The organism is Flavobacterium labens, from assembly GCF_048286755.1.
Classification (GTDB): Bacteria; Bacteroidota; Bacteroidia; order Flavobacteriales; family Flavobacteriaceae; genus Flavobacterium.
Genome location: NZ_JBLVPL010000009.1, coordinates 1 through 19,551 on the forward strand (window position 1 = coordinate 1; position 19,551 = coordinate 19,551).

18 protein-coding genes and 1 other RNA gene are annotated in these 19,551 nt (G+C 33.6%); 12 read left to right on the forward strand and 7 right to left on the reverse strand.

What is annotated here, in order from left to right; translation table 11 throughout:
* Window positions 1-3,843: MBG domain-containing protein (locus ACNQF8_RS14750; protein WP_417953854.1), on the reverse strand; the 3,843-nt coding region annotated here is incomplete at its 3' end.
* A gap of 797 nt (window positions 3,844-4,640) precedes the next feature.
* Here ACNQF8_RS14750 and ACNQF8_RS14755 point away from each other — a divergent pair.
* The 3 genes from ACNQF8_RS14755 (at window position 4,641) to ACNQF8_RS14765 (ending at window position 8,203) form a co-directional block, all read left to right on the forward strand.
* Window positions 4,641-5,126 carry a SixA phosphatase family protein gene (locus tag ACNQF8_RS14755; RefSeq protein WP_315212177.1) on the forward strand — a complete coding sequence of 162 codons (486 nt, stop codon included), beginning with the start codon at window positions 4,641-4,643 and terminating at the stop codon, window positions 5,124-5,126.
* Window positions 5,123-7,210, forward strand: a complete 2,088-nt coding sequence (ppk1, locus tag ACNQF8_RS14760) for a polyphosphate kinase 1 (RefSeq protein ID WP_417952390.1) — start codon at window positions 5,123-5,125, stop codon at window positions 7,208-7,210. The genes ACNQF8_RS14755 and ppk1 overlap by 4 nt, the downstream gene beginning before the upstream one ends.
* 102 nt (window positions 7,211-7,312) lie before the next feature.
* A complete protein-coding gene (locus ACNQF8_RS14765) occupies window positions 7,313-8,203 on the forward strand; it encodes a Ppx/GppA phosphatase family protein (protein WP_099715622.1) in 891 nt (296 codons plus the stop codon).
* A gap of 20 nt (window positions 8,204-8,223) precedes the next feature.
* Here ACNQF8_RS14765 and ACNQF8_RS14770 read toward each other — a convergent pair whose 3' ends face one another.
* A complete protein-coding gene (locus tag ACNQF8_RS14770; RefSeq protein WP_417952391.1) occupies window positions 8,224-8,640 on the reverse strand; it encodes a DNA polymerase III subunit gamma/tau in 417 nt (138 codons plus the stop codon).
* Between the two features lie 7 nt (window positions 8,641-8,647).
* Between ACNQF8_RS14770 and ACNQF8_RS14775 the strand changes: the two genes are divergently transcribed.
* Window positions 8,648-8,773: a hypothetical protein gene (locus ACNQF8_RS14775; protein ID WP_417952392.1), complete on the forward strand. Its 126-nt coding sequence runs from the start codon at window positions 8,648-8,650 to the stop codon at window positions 8,771-8,773.
* Between the two features lie 97 nt (window positions 8,774-8,870).
* On the opposite strand, the gene dnaX is transcribed toward ACNQF8_RS14775, so the two are convergent.
* Window positions 8,871-9,956, reverse strand: a complete 1,086-nt coding sequence (dnaX, locus tag ACNQF8_RS14780) for a DNA polymerase III subunit gamma/tau (RefSeq protein ID WP_417952393.1) — start codon at window positions 9,954-9,956, stop codon at window positions 8,871-8,873.
* Between the two features lie 298 nt (window positions 9,957-10,254).
* Complete coding sequence (locus ACNQF8_RS14785) at window positions 10,255-10,554, reverse strand: hypothetical protein (RefSeq protein WP_315212184.1); 300 nt, start codon at window positions 10,552-10,554, stop codon at window positions 10,255-10,257.
* 118 nt (window positions 10,555-10,672) lie between these two features.
* Here ACNQF8_RS14785 and rnpB point away from each other — a divergent pair.
* From rnpB to ACNQF8_RS14800, 3 genes are all read left to right on the forward strand, one after another.
* Window positions 10,673-11,000, forward strand: an RNA gene (gene rnpB, locus ACNQF8_RS14790) — RNase P RNA component class A.
* A gap of 221 nt (window positions 11,001-11,221) precedes the next feature.
* Entirely contained in the window at window positions 11,222-12,145 is a 924-nt protein-coding gene (locus ACNQF8_RS14795) for a ketopantoate reductase family protein (protein WP_417952394.1), read from the forward strand.
* A gap of 100 nt (window positions 12,146-12,245) precedes the next feature.
* A complete protein-coding gene (locus tag ACNQF8_RS14800) occupies window positions 12,246-12,803 on the forward strand; it encodes a hypothetical protein (protein ID WP_417952395.1) in 558 nt (185 codons plus the stop codon).
* 75 nt (window positions 12,804-12,878) lie between these two features.
* Here the strand turns inward: ACNQF8_RS14800 and ACNQF8_RS14805 are convergent, their stop codons facing one another.
* Together ACNQF8_RS14805 and ACNQF8_RS14810 are read right to left on the reverse strand one after the other, a co-directional pair.
* Window positions 12,879-13,475 (reverse strand): RsmD family RNA methyltransferase, encoded by a 597-nt coding sequence (locus ACNQF8_RS14805; RefSeq protein ID WP_417952396.1) that lies wholly within the window; start codon window positions 13,473-13,475, stop codon window positions 12,879-12,881.
* The gene (locus ACNQF8_RS14810; RefSeq protein WP_417953856.1) at window positions 13,472-14,278 is read right to left on the reverse strand and encodes a DUF3822 family protein; all 807 of its coding nucleotides are present in this window, start codon (window positions 14,276-14,278) and stop codon (window positions 13,472-13,474) included. The genes ACNQF8_RS14805 and ACNQF8_RS14810 overlap by 4 nt, the downstream gene beginning before the upstream one ends.
* A gap of 248 nt (window positions 14,279-14,526) precedes the next feature.
* Here ACNQF8_RS14810 and ACNQF8_RS14815 point away from each other — a divergent pair, with 248 nt between their 5' ends.
* The 5 genes from ACNQF8_RS14815 to kdsB all read left to right on the forward strand — a co-directional run bounded on the left by ACNQF8_RS14815 (window position 14,527) and on the right by kdsB (window position 18,773).
* A complete protein-coding gene (locus tag ACNQF8_RS14815) occupies window positions 14,527-15,948 on the forward strand; it encodes an ATP-dependent DNA helicase (protein ID WP_417953858.1) in 1,422 nt (473 codons plus the stop codon).
* Window positions 15,949-15,959: 11 nt separating this feature from the next.
* Window positions 15,960-16,355 (forward strand): VOC family protein, encoded by a 396-nt coding sequence (locus tag ACNQF8_RS14820; protein ID WP_417952399.1) that lies wholly within the window; start codon window positions 15,960-15,962, stop codon window positions 16,353-16,355.
* Between the two features lie 20 nt (window positions 16,356-16,375).
* On the forward strand, window positions 16,376-17,206 hold the full coding sequence (ygiD, locus tag ACNQF8_RS14825; protein ID WP_417953860.1) for a 4,5-DOPA-extradiol-dioxygenase: 831 nt from the start codon (window positions 16,376-16,378) through the stop codon (window positions 17,204-17,206).
* Window positions 17,207-17,294: 88 nt separating this feature from the next.
* Window positions 17,295-17,981, forward strand: a complete 687-nt coding sequence (locus ACNQF8_RS14830) for a GNAT family N-acetyltransferase (protein ID WP_417952401.1) — start codon at window positions 17,295-17,297, stop codon at window positions 17,979-17,981.
* Between the two features lie 66 nt (window positions 17,982-18,047).
* Window positions 18,048-18,773, forward strand: coding sequence for a 3-deoxy-manno-octulosonate cytidylyltransferase (gene kdsB / locus ACNQF8_RS14835; protein WP_417952402.1), 726 nt, complete (start codon window positions 18,048-18,050; stop codon window positions 18,771-18,773).
* On the opposite strand, the gene ACNQF8_RS14840 is transcribed toward kdsB, so the two are convergent.
* Window positions 18,774-19,484: a potassium channel family protein gene (locus ACNQF8_RS14840; RefSeq protein ID WP_417953861.1), complete on the reverse strand. Its 711-nt coding sequence runs from the start codon at window positions 19,482-19,484 to the stop codon at window positions 18,774-18,776.
* Window positions 19,485-19,551: the final 67 nt, after the last annotated feature.

Consider the following 19,551-nt stretch of genomic DNA (forward strand, 5'->3'; position numbering starts at 1 on the left):
AGCATCGGTAGCAACAACAGTATAGTTTGGATTGTCACCCAAAGTCACCGCAATCGGATAATCACCCACATTAGAGAACTGCGTAGCAGTAGTTGCCAAGGTATAGTTGATGGTATCTCCATTCACGGCACCAGTAACCACAGCAGTAAGTTCAGGATTCAGGTCTCCGTATATTTTAGTTTGATCCGCAGCCACCACAGTCACATTAAGGACTTTAGGGGTAACGGTTACTGTAACGGTAGCATTATCACAATTGGTTGGATTAAGTATTTCACAGATTCTGTATACCAAAGAATACGAACCAGCAGGTGTACCCGCGGCTACTATTACATTGGTGCCAGAAAGCGTGATTCCAGAATTGGTTGCAGAGACAAAAGTCGTATTGACTTGAGCAGGCACTACAGCCACCCCATTCAATTTATCATTTGAAAGGACATTGGTGAAAGCTGTTTCAGCAGTAGCCCCATATACTACAGTTCCGACATCATTAATCGCATCAATTACAGGAGCAGTAACGGTTACAGTAACAATAGCATTATCACAATTGGCAGGATTAAGTATTTCACAGATTCGGTATACCAAAGAATACGAACCGGCAGGCGTACCCGCGGCTACAATTACATTGGTACCAGAAAGCGTGATTCCTGTATTAGTTGCCGAAACAAAAGTGGTACTCACTTTAGAAGCTACAACCGCTACTCCGTTCAAGGTATCGTTAGTCAACACATTAGTGAAAGCCGTTCCACCAGTAAATCCGTTTACCGGAGTTCCAGCATCATCGACAGCGACAATAGCAGGTGCGTTAACTGGAATGGTAACTGTTGCTGAATCACAATTGTCGGGATATTGCTTATCACAAATTTTATAGATGATGGAATAAGAACCAGCAGGAGTTCCAGCAGGAATTGATATTTGGCCTGTTGTTAAATCTAAAATTGGTACAGAGGCTCCAACAGTACTTGGTACGGCAGCGGTTATAATTGTTAAATTCACTTGATTAATTACTGCAGCTAAACCATTTACTGTATCAGGTGTATTAGCTGAATTAGGATTGCTTAGTAAAACATTCCCAGCATTAAAATTCCCACTAGTCCCATTCGATGAAACTAGTAGATCATTTACAGCGTCAATTTCTGGTGCAGGAACAATAGTAACACTAGTTGTGGCTTCACAACCATTAGCGTCAGTTACTTTATAAGTGTACGTTCCTGCAGTTAAACCTGTTGTAGACGGATTAGTAACATCATAAGTATATGGACCTTTACCACCATCAGCACTTAATGATACGCTACCAGTACCGCCAAAATATGTGATTTGACTAGCAGTTGCAGTCAATACCACTTTTGTAGGAGCCGCGTTGATAGTAACCGTTATTGATTTAGAGCAACCGTTTGCATCAGTAGCGGTGTAGGTATAATTTCCGGCAGCCAAATCAGTTTTGGCAGTTGAATTGAAAGTAATAGTTCCTGTCCCCCCAGTTGGCGTGCTTAAAACTACCGATCCTTTTTCACCAAAACATTTCGGTTGAGTAGGAGTTGCAATAAAAGCAATTTCAGCAGGAGCCGCGTTGATAGTAACCGTTATTGATTTAGAACAACCGTTATCATCAGTAGCTGTGTATGTATAATTTCCGGCAGCCAAATCAGTTTTGGCAGTAGAATTGAAAGTAATAGTTCCAGTTCCTCCTGTTGACGTACTTAAAACTACCGATCCTTTTTCACCAAAACATTTTGGTTGAGTAGGAGTTGCAGTAAAAGCAATTTCAGCAGGAGCTGCGTTGATAGTTACCGTTATTGATTTAGAACAACCGTTAGCATCAGTAGCGGTGTACGTATAATTTCCGGCAGTCAAATCAGTTTTGGCAGTTGAATTGAAAGTAATAGTTCCAGTTCCACCAGTTGGAGTGCTTAAAACTACCGATCCTTTTTCACCAAAACATTTCGGTTGAGTAGGAGTTGCAATAAAAGCAATTTCAGCAGGAGCCGCGTTGATAGTAACCGTTATTGATTTAGAACAACCGTTAGCATCAGTAGCGGTGTACGTATAATTTCCGGCAGCTAAATCAGTTTTGGCAGTTGAATTGAAAGTAATAGTTCCTGTCCCCCCAGTTGGCGTGCTTAAAACTACCGATCCTTTTTCACCAAAACATTTCGGTTGAGTAGGAGTTGCAGTAAAAGCGATTTCAGCAGGAGCTGCGTTGATAGTAACCGTTATTGATTTAGAACAACCGTTCGCATCAGTAGCGGTGTACGTATAATTTCCGGCAGCTAAATCAGTTTTGGCAGTTGAATTGAAAGTAATAGTTCCTGTTCCCCCAGTTGGCGTGCTTAAAACTACCGATCCTTTTTCACCAAAACATTTCGGTTGAGTAGGAGTTGCAGTAAAAGCGATTTCAGCAGGAGCCGCGTTGATAGTAACCGTTATTGATTTAGAACAACCGTTCGCATCAGTAGCGGTGTACGTATAATTTCCGGCAGCCAAATCAGTTTTGGCAGTTGAATTGAAAGTAATAGTTCCTGTCCCCCCAGTTGGCGAGCTTAAAACTATCGATCCTTTTTCACCAAAACATTTCGGTTGAGTAGGAGTTGCAGTAAAAGCGATTGCTGGTGTAATAGTCAGTTTAACTGCTGTTCTGGTTAAACTTGAACACGTACCATTCGAATATTCTGCATAATAAGTTACCGAGCCTACTGAATTTAAAGTTGGATTTGTAACAATATTTCCATTTGTTGCGGCATCATACCAAGTTATTCCAGTAGTTGATATTAAAGCATTATTGGCATTTAGCGTCTGTATAGGTGTAGCCTCACATTCAGTAATATTACCGTTACTTGTTGGTTGATTTGGCGCAAATGTTATCGTAATTTTAGCCTCGTTTGATAGTAATCCAGTTAAATCTTTAATGGTATAATTAATAGGCGTTGGATTATTTTTAAAACTAGCTAACGGAACAAAAGTTACTATTCCATTTGAGTTAACAGACCAAGTTCCCTGACCTGATACCGTTAAGGAAGTTTGAATTCCAGACAATGTTGGATTTAAATCTACGGATGATTTGTCGATGTTTTGATTAGAATCAATATCATTAGATGTTACATCTATTGTGATAGTGCCATATGATTTACATAAACTTGAATCATCATTTGCAATTGGTGCCTTGGGTATTGTAAAACTTACCTCTCCAAAACTAATCGAACTTTGTCTTTGATTAGAACTGTTACTATTTCCTAATCTAAAAGATATTGAATTAAGAGTTCCAAAGTTAACTGCTGCAATGTATTTTGTATTAGTAATACTAATAGGGTCAACAGAATTACTAGGTCCTTGAAATCTTGTATATGGTGTTACTGTGCTAACGGTAATTAAACTGTTAGCTTCTAATGTATAGTTTTCGTTATTAGGCCTAGTAACATCAAAAAATTCATTTCCGTCCAAATCAAGAACTTCTAAAATAAAAGAGCTTAAATCAATTTTTAATTGTTGCGCGGTGTTAAATGTTCCTCCTTTATAGAAAGCAAATTGAAATTCAACATTTCCATTAGGTTGAGACGTACTAATCACGGGTTGAAATCTATCTCTTAAACTTCCACCTCCATTATTTGGATTGTCAATATCAACGATTGTAGCATTAGTTATATTTACTATAGTAACTATAGCATCAACATCAGTTCCATCAACATTAGTAACAGTGGGATAACGATATTTGGCACCGACTGTTTTATCGGTTCCAGATATTAATGTTGGGGTTGTGAATTTTGGTGTTTGTGAAAATGATTTTAGTGAAACTAAAAGGAATAAAATAAAAAATATTATTTTACTTGTTTTTAAAGTAATTTTATTCATGAATTTGTAGGTTTTTTTTCAGTAGTAAAAAGTCTTTTTTTAATGTTTTTTATAAAAGTATTTTGAAACATAATCAATTATAAAAAGGAATTTAAAAAAAGGAATTAATTTCTTTTTAAGTGGCTAGTTTAAATTATTTTAAAAATCAATTTATGCCGTTAAATACGAAATTTTGGTAATATTGGTTTTAAATAATTTAGTTAAATAAATATTTTGATTAACTCTAATTATTTCAAAAAAGAAGATGGTAAAAAATAGAAAACCCATTATGAATGACAATGATATATTATTTTGGATAAATAAATCGTCTTGTAGTTTAACAATTTTATTAAGTAATATTTCAATCATAACTAGGATTTTTTTTATAGGAATTTATTTTTAAATTTAGAATTTGGGCAAAGGTAAATAAATAGGAATATCTTATATTTTTTTTCTGCCAAAAACCAATAAACTCGTTTAATGACACTTTTTTAATCTTAGGGATTAATTTTCAATCCTTTTTTGCTGATTATTAGGCTTTGTTTACTTGATTTAGGTAAGTTTTTTTAATGTTTTTTGTTATTAAAAAGTAAGGGTAGAATAAAATATTTAACAAGTTGATTGGGAGTGTATTTTTTTTATCTAAGAGTAATCTTTTTATGGTTATTTTTCACTAATTTTTTCAGCTAAAAAATATTAGTTATCAATCAAATTTTCATTATTTGAATTTGAATAAGCAATTGCATTTAAAATTTATTTTGTAATTTGTAAGCTCAAATAAATTGAAACAATGCCATTGATAAATAAACAGTGTTAGTATGAAAAATCTAATTTTAGTTCGGCATGCAAAATCAAGTTGGGAAGTTCCAATGCATGATAAAGATCGTGGTTTGACTTGTCAAGGAATGAAAGATGCGCATCTTGTTTCTACTCATGCAAAAGATTTTATACCCAAAACGTATATTATTTGGGCCAGTTCTGCAAAAAGAGCAACAAACACGGCGTTAATTTTTGCTCAAAATTTAGCCTATCCTATAGAAAGTATCGTTTACAAAGACGACCTTTATACCTTTGACGAAAAGAAATTGGAGGAAGTTATTAAATCATGCAGTAATCTTTTCGAAAGTGTTATTGTTTTCGGACATAATGGTGCAATTACAAATTTTGTTAATAAATTTGGGGATAATTATATTGATAATATTCCTACAAGCGGTTTTGTATCTTTAGAATTTGATACAGATGATTGGAAAAAAATTAAAAAAGGTAAAATAAAAAAAATAATATTTCCCAAAGATTTAAGATGAATAAAGTATTAGAATACAAATACATTGATAGAGAAAAAAGTTGGTTAGCTTTCAACGCAAGAGTGCTTCAAGAGGCTGGCGATAGTTCAGTTCCACTATTAGACAGATTACGATTTTTAGGTATATTTTCGAATAATTTAGATGAGTTTTTCAGAGTTCGTTTTGCAGCCATTAGACGATTAAGTCTTACAGGAATCACTGGAGAAAAGTATCTTGGAGGGATTTCTGCACAGCAATTAGTAAAAGATATTACCGAAATTGTAATCCAACAACAATCTGAAAGTTTACGAATATTAAATATTATTGAAGCTGAACTTGAGACAGAAAATATATTTATCATCACTGAAAATGATATTACAATTGAGCAGGAAATCTTTTTGAAAGACTTTTTTATTCAAAAATTAAGTCCTGAATTAGTAACAATAATTTTGAATGATTTAGCAGAATTTCCTGTTTTGAAAGACACTTCGGGATATTTAGCCATCAAGTTAGTTATGAATCAAAATTCAGAAGTTCGTTATGCCGTAATCGAAATTCCAAAAACAATTAACCGTTTTGTTGTTTTACCATCAAATAATGAGAAACAGTATGTCATACTTCTGGATGATGTTATTAGACATAATTTGAGCAGTATTTTCAATATTTTTGACTATGAAAGTGTTTCTGCACATATGATAAAAATCACCAGAGATGCTCAGTTAGACATCGACAGTGATTTAAGCAAAAGTATGATTGAAAAAATATCATTGAGTGTTAAAGATCGTAGAATTGGTGAACCGGTTCGCTTTATTTATGACCAATTAATTGAAGAGGATACCCTGCAATTTTTTCTTGATAAAATGAAAATCGTTTCTACTGACAGTATTATTCCTGGTGGAAGATACCATAACAGACGCGATTATATGAATTTTCCAAATCTAGGTCGATTTGATTTATTGTACAAAACCAATGATCCGTTACCAATTCCAGGATTAAGTCTTGAAGGAAGTATGTTAGAAAAAATAAGTGAAAGAGATTATTTACTCAATGCTCCATATCAATCCTTTTCCTATTTGACTAAGTTTTTGCGTGAAGCGGCATTAGATCCAAAGGTAACTTCAATTAAAATTACTTTATACCGATTAGCCAAAAATTCTCAAATCATTAGTTCATTGATAAATGCTGCCAAAAACGGAAAAAAAGTAACCGTTCAAATCGAATTGCAAGCTCGTTTTGATGAAGCCTCCAATATTTCGTATGCAGAGCAAATGCAACTAGAAGGCATTGAATTAATCTTTGGAATAAAAGGACTAAAAGTACACAGTAAAATATGTGTTATTGAAAGAAATGAACATAATAAAATAAAACGATACGGCTTTATTTCAACAGGGAATTTCAATGAATCAACCGCAAAAGTGTACACTGACGTAACACTTTTTACGAGTCATCAGCAAATTCTGAAAGATATTATGCGAATATTTGAGTTTTTTGATATCAATTACAGAGTACATCGCTATAAGCATCTTATAGTTTCACCGCATTACACCAGAAGCCGATTTTTAAAATTAATTGATCGAGAGATTACACATGCATTAGCGGGAAGAAAAACACATATAAAGCTAAAAATGAATAGCTTGTCTGATTTTGAAATGATAGATAAATTATATGAGGCCAGTAGAGCAGGAGTAAAAATTCAACTCGAAGTTAGAGGAATTTGTTCATTGATTCCAGGAATCCCAGGTATGAGCGATAATATCGAAGCTATAAGTATTGTAGATAATTATTTAGAACATTCCAGAATTTATATTTTTGGTAATGCTGGACAAACTGAAGTTTATATTTCATCAGCTGATTTTATGACCAGAAATCTAGACGGTCGTGTTGAAGTTACCTGTCCGATTTACGATCAGGAAATAAAAAATGAATTAATAGATAACTTCGATATAGGTTGGAAAGGGAATGTAAAAGCTCGTTATCATTCTTATAAATTAGATAATAAGTATAGAATTCGAAATCATAATCCAGTTTTTAGGGCACAATTAGAAACCTATAAATACTATCAAAGTAAAGTTGAGTTAGAGTCAAAAATGGAAAAAATAGTATAATAATTTGTTCCAGTTTAGTTTAATGTTTTCAATAATTTTTTCATTTTAGAATTAATAAATAGACCAATTAATTACTAAAAGAATAAACGAATCAAATCCAAAATGATTAAAATAAAAAAATATGCCGCAATCGATATTGGTTCTAATGCCATGCGTTTATTGATTGTAAATATTGTAGAACAAGAGGGAAAAGAGCCGCAGTTTAATAAGAGTTCATTAGTGCGTGTTCCAATACGTCTTGGACAAGATGCCTTTACCGTAGGTGAAATTTCAGAAGAGAACTTGGAAAGAATGTGCGATGCTATGAAAGCTTTTAATCTTTTGATGAAGGTGCATAAAGTAGAACGCTATATGGCTTTTGCAACTTCAGCGATGCGCGAAGCCTACAATGGCAAAGAAGTTGTTGCTCTAATAAAGAAAAAAGCCGACATAAAAATAGAAATAATTGATGGTAAAAAGGAAGCAGCAATAATCGCTTCAACAGATTTACACCATTTACTTAAAACAGATCAGACCTATCTTTTTGTTGATGTAGGTGGTGGAAGCACCGAATTTACCTTGTTTTCTAATGGCAAAATGATTAATTCAAGATCATTCAAAGCAGGAACCGTTCGGTTATTAAATGATATGGTTTGTGATGTGGTTTGGGATGAAATTGAAAAATGGATCAAAACAAATACGGAAGAATATGAAGAAGTCATTCTGATTGGTTCAGGGGGGAATATCAACAAGCTGTTCAAGATGTCCGGAAAAATACAAGAAAAACCATTGTCTTATATTTATATGAATTCCCAATATGCTTTCTTGAATTCACTTTCTTATGAACAAAGAATTTCAGAATTAGGATTGAATCCGGATCGCGCCGATGTAATTATTCCTGCTACAAGAATTTATCTGAACGCCATGAAATGGAGTGGAGCAAGAAATATTTATGTTCCTAAAATTGGGCTTTCTGATGGTATTGTAAAAGCGATGTATTACGGAAAGATTTAATTTCTTTTAGATTTTACATTTTAAGCATCTAAATCTAATCCAAATGTTGCTCGTAAAAGTTCAATATTTGGATTTATTTCATGTAATCTGTTGTATCGATCCTGGTCGTTAAAGCTTCTTTTGCTCTCAATACTTTCGTTCACAATAACCTCAATTGTGATATCATGATTGTGTAAATGTCCTTTTAAATGTCCTAAAAGTCCATTCAATTCTTTTTCGAAGTCTAATTTAGATCCTTCATTTGGCAATTCAATTGTGATGGAAGTTCCGTTTAATTTAGGATCGTTAATAAGTAATAACGACTCCATAATTTTATAGCCTTTATCTCCTAAACGTTGTGCATATTTGTTCCAATGCAATAACATTTCTGTTTCAGTAAAAGATTCTGTTGGTAAGTGTGCCACCTCTTTAACAATCCCTCTGGTACTTTCTTCCAATGCTTTTTTGGCGCGAATACTAGCTAATGAAAACGCAGAAACCTTTGGTTCATTAGATTGTGGAATATCAATTTTTACTGTTGGAGTGGAAACTGAAGGAGCACTAACAATAGTTTCCGGTTCTTTTTCTTGAGTTGCTGCTACTATTGGATTAATTGTAGTGCTTTCTATTTTAGCTTTTGGACTTTCAACTATAGAGTAATCGTTCTTTCTAAAGTAAGTAGGAGGAATTATAAATTGGTCAACTTTTTTTTTTCTCCATCAAAAGTGATAGAGGCAAGTTGCATCAGGCAAAGTTCAACAAGAAGTCGTTGGTTTTGGCTCAGTTTGTATTTCAAATCACAATCATTAGCAATTTCAATTCCTTTTAAAAGAAAGTCTTGACTGCATTTTTGTGCTTGGACACCATACATTTGCTGCGCTTGTTCTCCAACTTCTAATAAAGATAATGTAGAAGGTGTTTTAGAAACCAATAAATCCCTAAAATGGGAAGCTAATCCGGATACAAAATGGTGTGCATCAAAACCTTTAGCAAGAATTTCGTTGAAAGCCATCAATAAATCTGGGATTTTGTTTTCCAAAATCAAATCGGTTACATTGATGTACGTTTCGTAATCCAACACATTCAAGTTTTCCGTAACGGCTTGACGTGTTAAATCTTTTCCGCAAAAAGAAACTACTCGGTCAAAAATAGACAAAGCATCACGCATTGCGCCATCAGCTTTTTGAGCAATAATATGCAAAGCATCATCTTCAAATACTACGCCTTGACTTGTGGCCACTTCGGCAAGATGTTCTTTAGCATCTTTTACGGTAATTCTTTTGAAATCAAATATTTGACAACGAGAAAGTATCGTTGGAATAATTTTATGTTTTTCGGTCGTAGCCAAAATAAAAATGGCATGTTTGGGCGGTTCTTCCAATGTTTTCAAGAAAGCATTAAAAGCTGCCGAGGACAACATGTGAACCTCATCAATAATGTATACTTTGTATTGTCCCGTTTGTGGCGGGATTCGAACTTGGTCAATTAGATTACGTATATCATCCACGGAGTTGTTGGATGCGGCATCTAATTCGAAAACATTAAAGGCAAAATCTTCATTAGGATCATCATATCCAGGCTGGTTAATTTTACGAGCCAAAATACGGGCACAAGTTGTTTTTCCAACACCACGTGGTCCTGTAAATAACAATGCTGAAGCTAAGTGATTGCTTTCTATGGCATTCAATAAAGTATTAGTAATGGCTTTTTGTCCTACAACATCTTTAAATGTTTGAGGACGATATTTACGAGCCGATACAACAAATTGTTCCATAGAAATTTTATTCGAAAGCAAATATAGGTTTTAATTTAATGATGCAAAAATTTAAGTATTGAAAGATTTTATAATTTTCAGAATGGTTTTTGTTTCCCAAATTTCCTAGCTCAGATTACTTCACAGTACTATAATTTTAATGGAGTTCAGTGAACTGCGTTTGAAGAAAAAATCCTTATTCGCTGGTCCCGAAACCTCGGGATGGCGTATAAGATTGTTACGGATAGCTGGAATAAGCTCCTAAAAAATAATTGATTTAAATTCTTGATTTAGTTTTAAATTATTTTAGAAAACGAGCTTACTTGTTTCTCCCTTTGATGGTTAGATCAATTAATACTTTTGCGGCTCCATTTTCGGAATTTGCTGCATATCCCGCTACAAACACACCTTTTTTACCAGAAGTTGATTTTATACCATAAACTGTTGCTTCGTCATCTGGATTTGAATCTCCTTCGTAACGATAAATATGTTGAATTTCATAGTGGCTTGGATTTTTTACAATATCTTCCTCATGAAGATTAAAATCAAAGGTAAATCCCATCTCATTCAAATCGTCTAAGGCTTTAGAAACGGTGGCATAGTGATACATATTTGACATAATAGAGATTTTTTAGTTATTTACTAAAGGTAACTAATTTATTATGAATTGATTGTAAAAGGCTTGTTAAAGTAGGTTACAGTAAATGAAAAAAAAGAATTAAATAGTGTAAATTTGCACCGCAGACCGCCTTATCGCCGTCTCGTCTTTTGGGACGAGAGGGAGGAAAGTCCGGACACCAAAGGGAAGCATAGCGGGTAACACCCGTCGGTCTCGTCTTTACGGACGAGATTAGGACAAGTGCAACAGAAAGTATGTACAGGTAATGCTGTAGTGAAACCAGGTAAACTCTATGCGGTGAAATATCAAGTATATCAGCATTTAAGGGCGTCTCGTTCGTTGCTGAAGGGTAGATAGCTTGAGTCACGCAGTAATGTGTGATCTAGATAAATGATAAGGCTCTAATTTATTGGAGACAGAATCCGGCTTATAGGTCTGCATTTTTTATTAAAAGATTTAATAAAACTAAAGATTGTGAAATCTAAAAAAGAACCATTAAGAAATTAAGTTTCATTAAGTCGCAACGCTTAATTTTCTGAATTTCTTAATGGTTTAATTTTTAAATAGTAGTTATGAAATAGCCAATAGCAACAAGTTTGCGTAAGTAAACACCAATAAATAAAAAGGCGATACTATATATGACTGCTAAAAAATAATTTTTACCTATATGAAAACAAGAATTGGGATTTTAGGATTGGGTGGAGTAGGTGGTTACTTCGGAGGATTATTAGCCAAAGCTTATTTTGAATCAGATGCAATCGAAATCGTATTTATTGCAAGAGGCGAAACCCAAAAAGCAATAGCCAAAAATGGATTAAAAATTATTGCTGATACTACTGAAATAAGTACTTTTCCGAGTTTAGTTTCTAACAACCCAGAAGAAATTGGGAAACTTAATTACCTTATTTGCGCTACTAAAACCTACGATATTGAAACCAGTTTTGAAACCATAAAAAATTGTATTACCCCAAACACGATAATCCTACCTTTATATAATGGTGTCGATGCCACGGAACGCATCCAAAAGTTGTTTTCTGAAAATACTGTTTTGCAAGGTTGTGTTTATATTGTTTCAATGATTGAATCACCTGGAGTTATCAAAAAAATGGGTTCTTATGAAAAACTATTTTTTGGTTCTAAAAATACACCGGTTTCCAAATTAAATGAACTACAATCCATTTTCGAAAATGCCAATATTGAAAGTTATCTTGTGGAAAATATCGAAGAAACGGTTTGGGAAAAGTTCATTTTTATTTCAGCGTTAGCTTCAGCTACTTCCTATTTGAACGTAAACATAGGAGGGATTTTGAATAATCCTGAAAATAAAGCAATTTATAGTTCACTGTTAAACGAGATTACTGCTGTCGCTGTTGCAAAAGGGCTAGCGTTGCCAGATGATATTGTGGCTCAGACGATTATCAAACTAGAGAAAACTCCAAAAGACGCCACTTCATCGATGCACAGAGATTTATTGGCTGGTAGAAATACTGAAGTAGTTTCCTTGACAAAATATGTGGTAGATCAAGCAATAAAATTTGGAGTTGCAACGCCTATTTACCAACTTGTATTAGAGAAGTTAGCTAAAAATTGAGTTTATTGTTAAAATAAAATTCTGACAAATTAGAATTTAGTATTATGTTTGCGTCCGATATAAAACAAATGATATATCGAGAACTTAATAATAACTATACATGCAATTTTCGGTATCTAAAAATGGTAAAGCAGCTCTTGCAGCTCTTTTTATTTTAATGACAATTTCACATTCTAACGCACAAGAAAAACCAGTAGTAGAAAAAAGTCAATTTAAAATTAATGTATTACTTCCCGGATTTGTTTACGAACATGGTCTAAGTGATAAAAATACACTTTACTCAGAATGGAGTTCAGGTTATGGATATACATCGAATAGTTTTGGGAAAACCTGGACCTTCTATCCTTACATCAACGAACAGTTTCGTCATTATTATAATTTAGAGAAAAGAGCAGAAAAGGGAAAAGTTACTTCTCATAATTCAGGAGGTTTTGTTGCTATGACCGCTCTTTATAATTTCAAATCAATTGCTACGAATGATAACTTTTTGCCCGAAAATGCATCGATAACTGTAGCGCCGGTTTGGGGTTTTCAACGAACGTACAAAGGGAATTTTAATCTTGATTTGAATATGGGTGTTGGTTATAATTTTGACAAAAATGACAGTGAATTAGTTCCAGTTTTAAACTTTACTTTGGGTTGGATAATTGGTAAATAGTTATTTTAAATCTTTATTAAAAACAGAAAAGCTCTTGTAATTTCAAGAACTTTTCTGTTTTATATATTATCTAGATTATTCTTCTTCACCTTCGTTTTGGTCTGATTCATTTTCAGAATCTTCTTTATCACCAGAACCAATTTCGAAAAAACTAAAAATAGAACCACCATAACTTTTCTGGAACGAAAAGTGAATCATGTGATCTAGTTTGGTATATTTAGAATGCTCGATTACCATCATTCCATCTTCATTAAGTAATTCTTTCTCGAAAACTAATAAGATAATTTTTTCGAAAGTTTTTTGATCCAAAGCATAAGGCGGATCTGCAAAAATAATATCGTAAGATGTTTTGCATCTTTCTAAATACGTGAATACATCACTTTTTGTGGCGGCAATATTAAAATCATATTCAGCTGCTACTTGCTTGATGAATTTTACACAACCAAAATCACCATCAACAGAAGTGATTGGCGTACTTCCTCGTGAGGCAAATTCGTAACTGATATTTCCTGTTCCTGCAAATAAATCTAATATTTTAAGTCCTTCAAAACTGAAATGGTTGTTCAAAACATTAAACAATGCTTCTTTAGACATATCGGTAGTGGGACGAACGGGCAATCCTTTTGGTGGAAAAATGCGTCTTCCTTTGTATTTTCCTGAAATGATTCTCATGAGTTGAAAAGTATAAAATGATTTCTGTTTTCGGCCTCAGAAAAATAATTGTTCCATCGTAAATCTTCTACATCTATGAGGGAAACGTTGCGAATGTATTTGTAAGCAATTTTGAAATAATCACTTTCGGTATTAATATTTCCGATTAATTCCAATGGGAAATTTTCGGGATTTAAGTTCAATTGCTCAGCCGTAAATAAAATATAATATAAGAAATCTTCCGGCGTTTTATAATCAAAAGAATTGAAGAGTAATAATTTTTGGTTCTGAACCACAATGATTTCAAAATGACCTGTATTAATATGTACAAACATTTTTTTATCATCCTTATTCTTGGAAGCAACTAATAATTTGGAAACCAAAATACTATTTGCATGTTTGTAATCGAAAGCACCAAATTGATCAATGAAAAAATTATTGATATTCACATACGGAATGTAAACTGCATTCATTTGATAGTTTGAAATTTCATCAAAAGCGAAAAAATCAGTTTCAAAAACCTTCGTGTTGTATTGCAGATAACTGCCTAAAAAGTTTTCGTCAAATAACGGTTCAGGTACAAATGTTGAAAGGTTATTATTATGAATCACCAGAATTTCATCATATGAATCATTCAATTCCGGATGATCTCTAAAAGCATCGGCAAACAAATCTTCAATTTTTGTGGCTTTATGAAAGGTATCAAAATGAACTTCGTTAAATGAAGTTACCGTATTATTTAGCGTATCAAAACAACAAAAAGAAAGTCCTGTCAAGGAAACTTGAATGGAAAGTTTTTTATAATTTTTTTCGGCTATGTTCATAATAGTATTGATTTTTTCAACAACGCAAACTTACAAATTTTAAAATCAATAACAATATCAATTGCAATGGCAATGGCAAAAATCAATTACAAAAAATCAATTACAAAACTTAATTGCAATGACAATAACAGTAGCAATGACAATAGTAATGACAATGGCAATATTCAATGGCAGTAATTGAAAATTGAAATTGCTATTGACATTGAAATTGAAAAAACATTCTTTACTTTGCAGTCAAATAACACAAAATGAATTCCTCCCTGTTTTATAGTCTTTTACAAAAAAAATTCCCTTTTCAACCCACCTATAAACAGGATATTTTTTTTCAAAAAATCGCTATTTTTTTAACCGAAACCGATAATAGAACCATCTTCGTATTAAAAGGATATGCGGGAACGGGAAAAACGACCGTTATTTCTACGATTGTAAATAGTTTATTAGACATCAATAAAAAATATGTCTTGTTGGCGCCAACTGGTCGTGCGGCAAAAGTAATTGCCAATTATTCGAACAAACCGGCTTTTACGATTCATAAAAAAATATACTTCCCCAAGAAATCTTCCGGTGGTGGCGTTTCGTTTACGTTACAACAAAACAAACACAAGAATACCATATTTATAGTCGATGAAGCATCGATGATTTCGGATACTAATTCTGATTCTAAGTTGTATGAAAACGGTTCCTTATTAGATGATTTGATTTCGTATGTCTATTCGGGAACCAATTGTAAGATGATTTTATTGGGAGATACGGCTCAGTTGCCTCCGGTGAATTTAGATATCAGTCCCGCTTTGGACATTCGTACTTTGGGAATGAATTATGATAAGGAAGTAGAACATATTGAGTTAGACGAAGTAATGCGTCAGGAAGAAAATTCCGGGATTTTGCATAACGCAACTGAACTTCGGGAATTATTGAAAGATTCCTTTATTGATGAATTCAAATTTGATCTCAAAAAATTCAAAGATATCGTTCGGTTGACCGATGGTTACGATATTCAGGATGCCATCAATTCCGCATACAGCAATTATAGTATAGAAGACACCGCTTTTATTGTTCGTTCCAATAAAAGAGCGAATCAATATAATGAGCAAATCAGAACCAAAATCCTCGATAAAGAAAGTGAACTTTCCACTGGCGATTTTCTGATGGTGGTGAAGAACAATTATTTTTGGTTGAAAGATTCTGATGAAGCGGGTTTTATAGCCAATGGTGATATTATCGAAATATTAGAAATTTTCAATATCAAAGAATTGTATGGTTTTAAGTTTGCCAAAGTAAAAATTCGAATGATTGATTACCCCAATCAGATTCCATTTGAAACGGTATTATTAATGGACACCATAAAAAGTGAATCACCATCGTTGACCTATGAAGAATCGAATAGATTATATCAGGAAGTATTGAAAGATTACGAAGGTGAAACCAAATTCCAAAAGTTCCAAAAAGTAAAAGCCAACGAATATTTCAATGGTTTGCAAGTGAAATTCTCGTATGCAATTACGTGCCATAAATCACAAGGCGGTCAGTGGAATACTGTTTTTATAGAACAACCGTATTTACCGGACGGCATCAATAGAGATTATATTCGCTGGTTGTACACGGCAATGACTCGAGCCAAAAATAAATTATATTTGATAGGTTTTAAGGATGAGAATTTTGTAGAGTAAATTTATAAATAATGAAACAAAGAATAGCTCACATTGCCTTGGTTGTTGCTGATTATGATGAGGCGATAGCTTTTTATACTCAAAAATTACATTTTGATTTAATTGAAGATACCGTTTTAAATGATACAAAGCGATGGGTTTTGGTTGCTCCAAAAGGTGCCATTGGATTCAGTTTGCTTCTGGCAAAAGCAGCAACTAAAGAACAGTCAGAAAAAGTGGGAAATCAAACTGGTGGACGCGTATTTCTATTTTTAAATACTGATAATTTTGAAAGAGATTATCAAAATTTATTGGATAATAAAGTTGAAATTATTAGAGAACCTATTTTGGAAGCGTATGGTAAAGTAGCTGTTTTTGCTGATATTTACGGCAATCTTTGGGATTTAATAGAACGAGCTGATAACTAGAATAAATAAATTTTATTCACATGAACACATTAAACGACTTACATAAAATATCTGGCTCTTTTTCGAATACCGAAAAAATGCCGGTTTTGTTTTTGGGACACGGAAGCCCGATGAACGCAATTGAAGAAAATCAGTTTGTGACGGGTTTTCGAAATTTGGCAAAAACATTACCGCAACCGAATGCCATTTTGTGTATTTCGGCGCATTGGTATACCAAAGGTACCAAAGTTACCGCAATGGAAATGCCCCGAACGATTCACGATTTTGGAGGTTTTCCACAAGCACTGTTCGATGTACAATATCCCGCAAAAGGAAGTCCGGATTTAGCAGTAGATACCAAACATTTATTATCGCCAGTAGAGGTAGAGCTGGACGAACATTGGGGTTTGGATCATGGTGCTTGGAGTGTTATTAAACATTTATATCCCGAGGCGAATGTTCCCGTGATTCAGTTGAGTATTGATTATACAAAATCTGGACAATACCATTTTGAACTGGCTCAGAAATTAAGTGCGTTGCGTACCAAAGGAATCTTGATTGTAGGCAGCGGAAATATTGTGCATAATTTAAGGTTGGTCGATTATCATAATTTCGACAAAGACAATTACGGTTACGATTGGGCAATTGAAGCAAGGGAATCGGTAAACAATTATTTATTGGACGGGAATTTTCAACCATTGATTGATTTTGAAAAACAAAGCAAGGCGTTCCAATTAGCGATTCCTACGCCAGAGCATTATTTACCTTTAATTTATACTTTAGGACTAAAAGGAAAAACCGAAGAACTGAGTTTGTTTAATGATAAGTTATTGGCGGGTTCTTTGAGTATGACTTCGGTGAAGATTATGTAGATAGGTAGTAAAGGAGTGTATTGTAAAATAGCTCTTTTGCTTTAAAAAAATATTAACACCCCAAAACCAACCTTAAAAAAAACTTATTGTGAAAACACGAGACGATAAAAAATTAGATAATCCAGTTTGGTTTTCGTTATCAGAAACACATCAAAGTTTTGCGGTAGAGTATGGCAGTGTAAAATTATATCATCCGGATTATTGTCCGTTTGGTGGTTTTGAAAAAGGTAATGCGATTGCAAAGTCTTTGGATGAATATTCTGAGATGGTTGATAGTTTTTTTATTGTTGGAGAAAAGCCGGAACTTTCAAATCTATTGAAGTTAAATAAAGAATTGGTTTGTCTTCAAATGATTGTTTGTAATCCAATCGACATTGCTATTAATGACCCAATCATAAAACTGACTGACGAACATATTGATGTTTTATATGAGTTGGTGAACTTGGTGCAACCAGGATATTTTAAAAAGAAAACCGCTTTATTAGGTAATTATTATGGTATTTTCAAAAACGGTGAACTTGTTGCCGTGACTGGTGAGCGCATGCAAATGAATGACTTTATCGAAGTAAGCGCAGTTGTCTCACATCCCAACCATACCGGAAAAGGATACGCCAAACAATTAGTGATCCATGCCGTAAATGAAATTTTCAAGCAAAATAAAATTCCATATTTACATGTGATTGAAGACAATAAAGGTGCAATACAATTGTACGAGAAGTTGGGTTTTACAATCAGGCGTAAAATTAGTTTCTGGAATATCACCAAGCAAATTTAAGGATTGAGAACAATTTTGTAAATCCTAAAAACATACTAACTTAGCACTTTAGCAATTCCATATATAATGAAAATAATAGCAGTCATTCCCGCACGTTATGCTTCGACACGATTTCCCGCAAAACTAATGCAGGATTTGGGAGGCAAAACGGTTATTTTAAGAACTTATGAAGCAGCCATAAACACTAAATTGTTTGATGATGTTTTTGTGGTAACGGATTCGGATTTAATTTATAATGAAATCGTTTCTCACGGTGGAAAAGCCATCAAGAGTATTAAAGAACACGAATCAGGGAGTGATAGAATTGCAGAAGCGGTTGAAAATCTGGACGTTGATATTGTGATTAATGTGCAAGGAGACGAACCGTTTATCGATGCCGAACCGTTGGTAAAAGTCATTGAAGTTTTTAGAAATGATTTGGATAAAAAAGTAGATTTGGCTTCTTTAATGCGCGAAATTACTAATGAAGAAGACATCAATAATCCCAACAATGTAAAAGTAGTTGTGGATCAAAATGGATTCGCATTATACTTTTCACGTTCGGTAATTCCATATCCAAGAGAGAAAAATGTGGGTGTTCGCTACATGCAACACATCGGGATTTATGCTTTTAGAAAACAAGCATTATTGGATTTTTATAGTTTACCAATGCAATCTTTGGAAGCATCCGAAAAATTGGAACAATTGCGTTATTTGGAATTTGGAAAACGAATTAAAATGGTGGAAACGACACATGTCGGAATCGGAATTGATACTCCGGAGGATTTAGAAAGAGCGAGAAAAATGCTGTAGTTACTCCAGATTTTCATGATCGAAATAACCTTTTGTTTTTACTTTGGTGGAGAAGAAATTCAAGAAAAGCACAATAAAAAACAGAAACAGTAAGGCTTGTGTTGTAACTAGAAATTTCCCTATTGGTGTAATGGGATGGTAGTCGCCATAGCCGATGGAAGAGGAAGTTACAATGCTGAAATAAATAGAATCAAACCAATGCAAAAACGGTCTGTTCATGTAATTTCCAACAGAATAAAAGACAGCATACGCAAATGCAATCTCCAAATAATTAAAAAATAGCAACAACATGGATCTCTTGTATGAGCGTGGTTTTGAAAATAAATCAGATGCAAAAATCAGTGTTGGAATATAAAAAACAGTTTCCAAAAAAACATAAACAAGAATCCAAATAAGCCATTCTTGGCTTTGCCAATGATTTATTAATATCACTATTGGAAAAATCACTTTTAATAAAACATAAAAGTCTAAAGCTAAATCTTGGTATTCAACTCCTTTCTTGCTGGCCCAATATTTAATGTAAATCCCTGGAAAAAGTAATTGGGACGAAGCCAGTATTAATCGGACAATTTTTTCAATTCCATTATCTTCCTGATGATCGTTATTCCAAATGGATTGAATATTCTGAATCCGTTTTTGGATAGGATTAAATTTAGGTTGCACGCCCTTTGACGTTTTTCCAAGAAGTAGTTTTTTTAAAATTTTTTTCATTCTAGCAAAGTGTTAAATAACGCTATGTAAGGTTACAAAATAATTGTGTTGCTTGGCCAGAATTCCA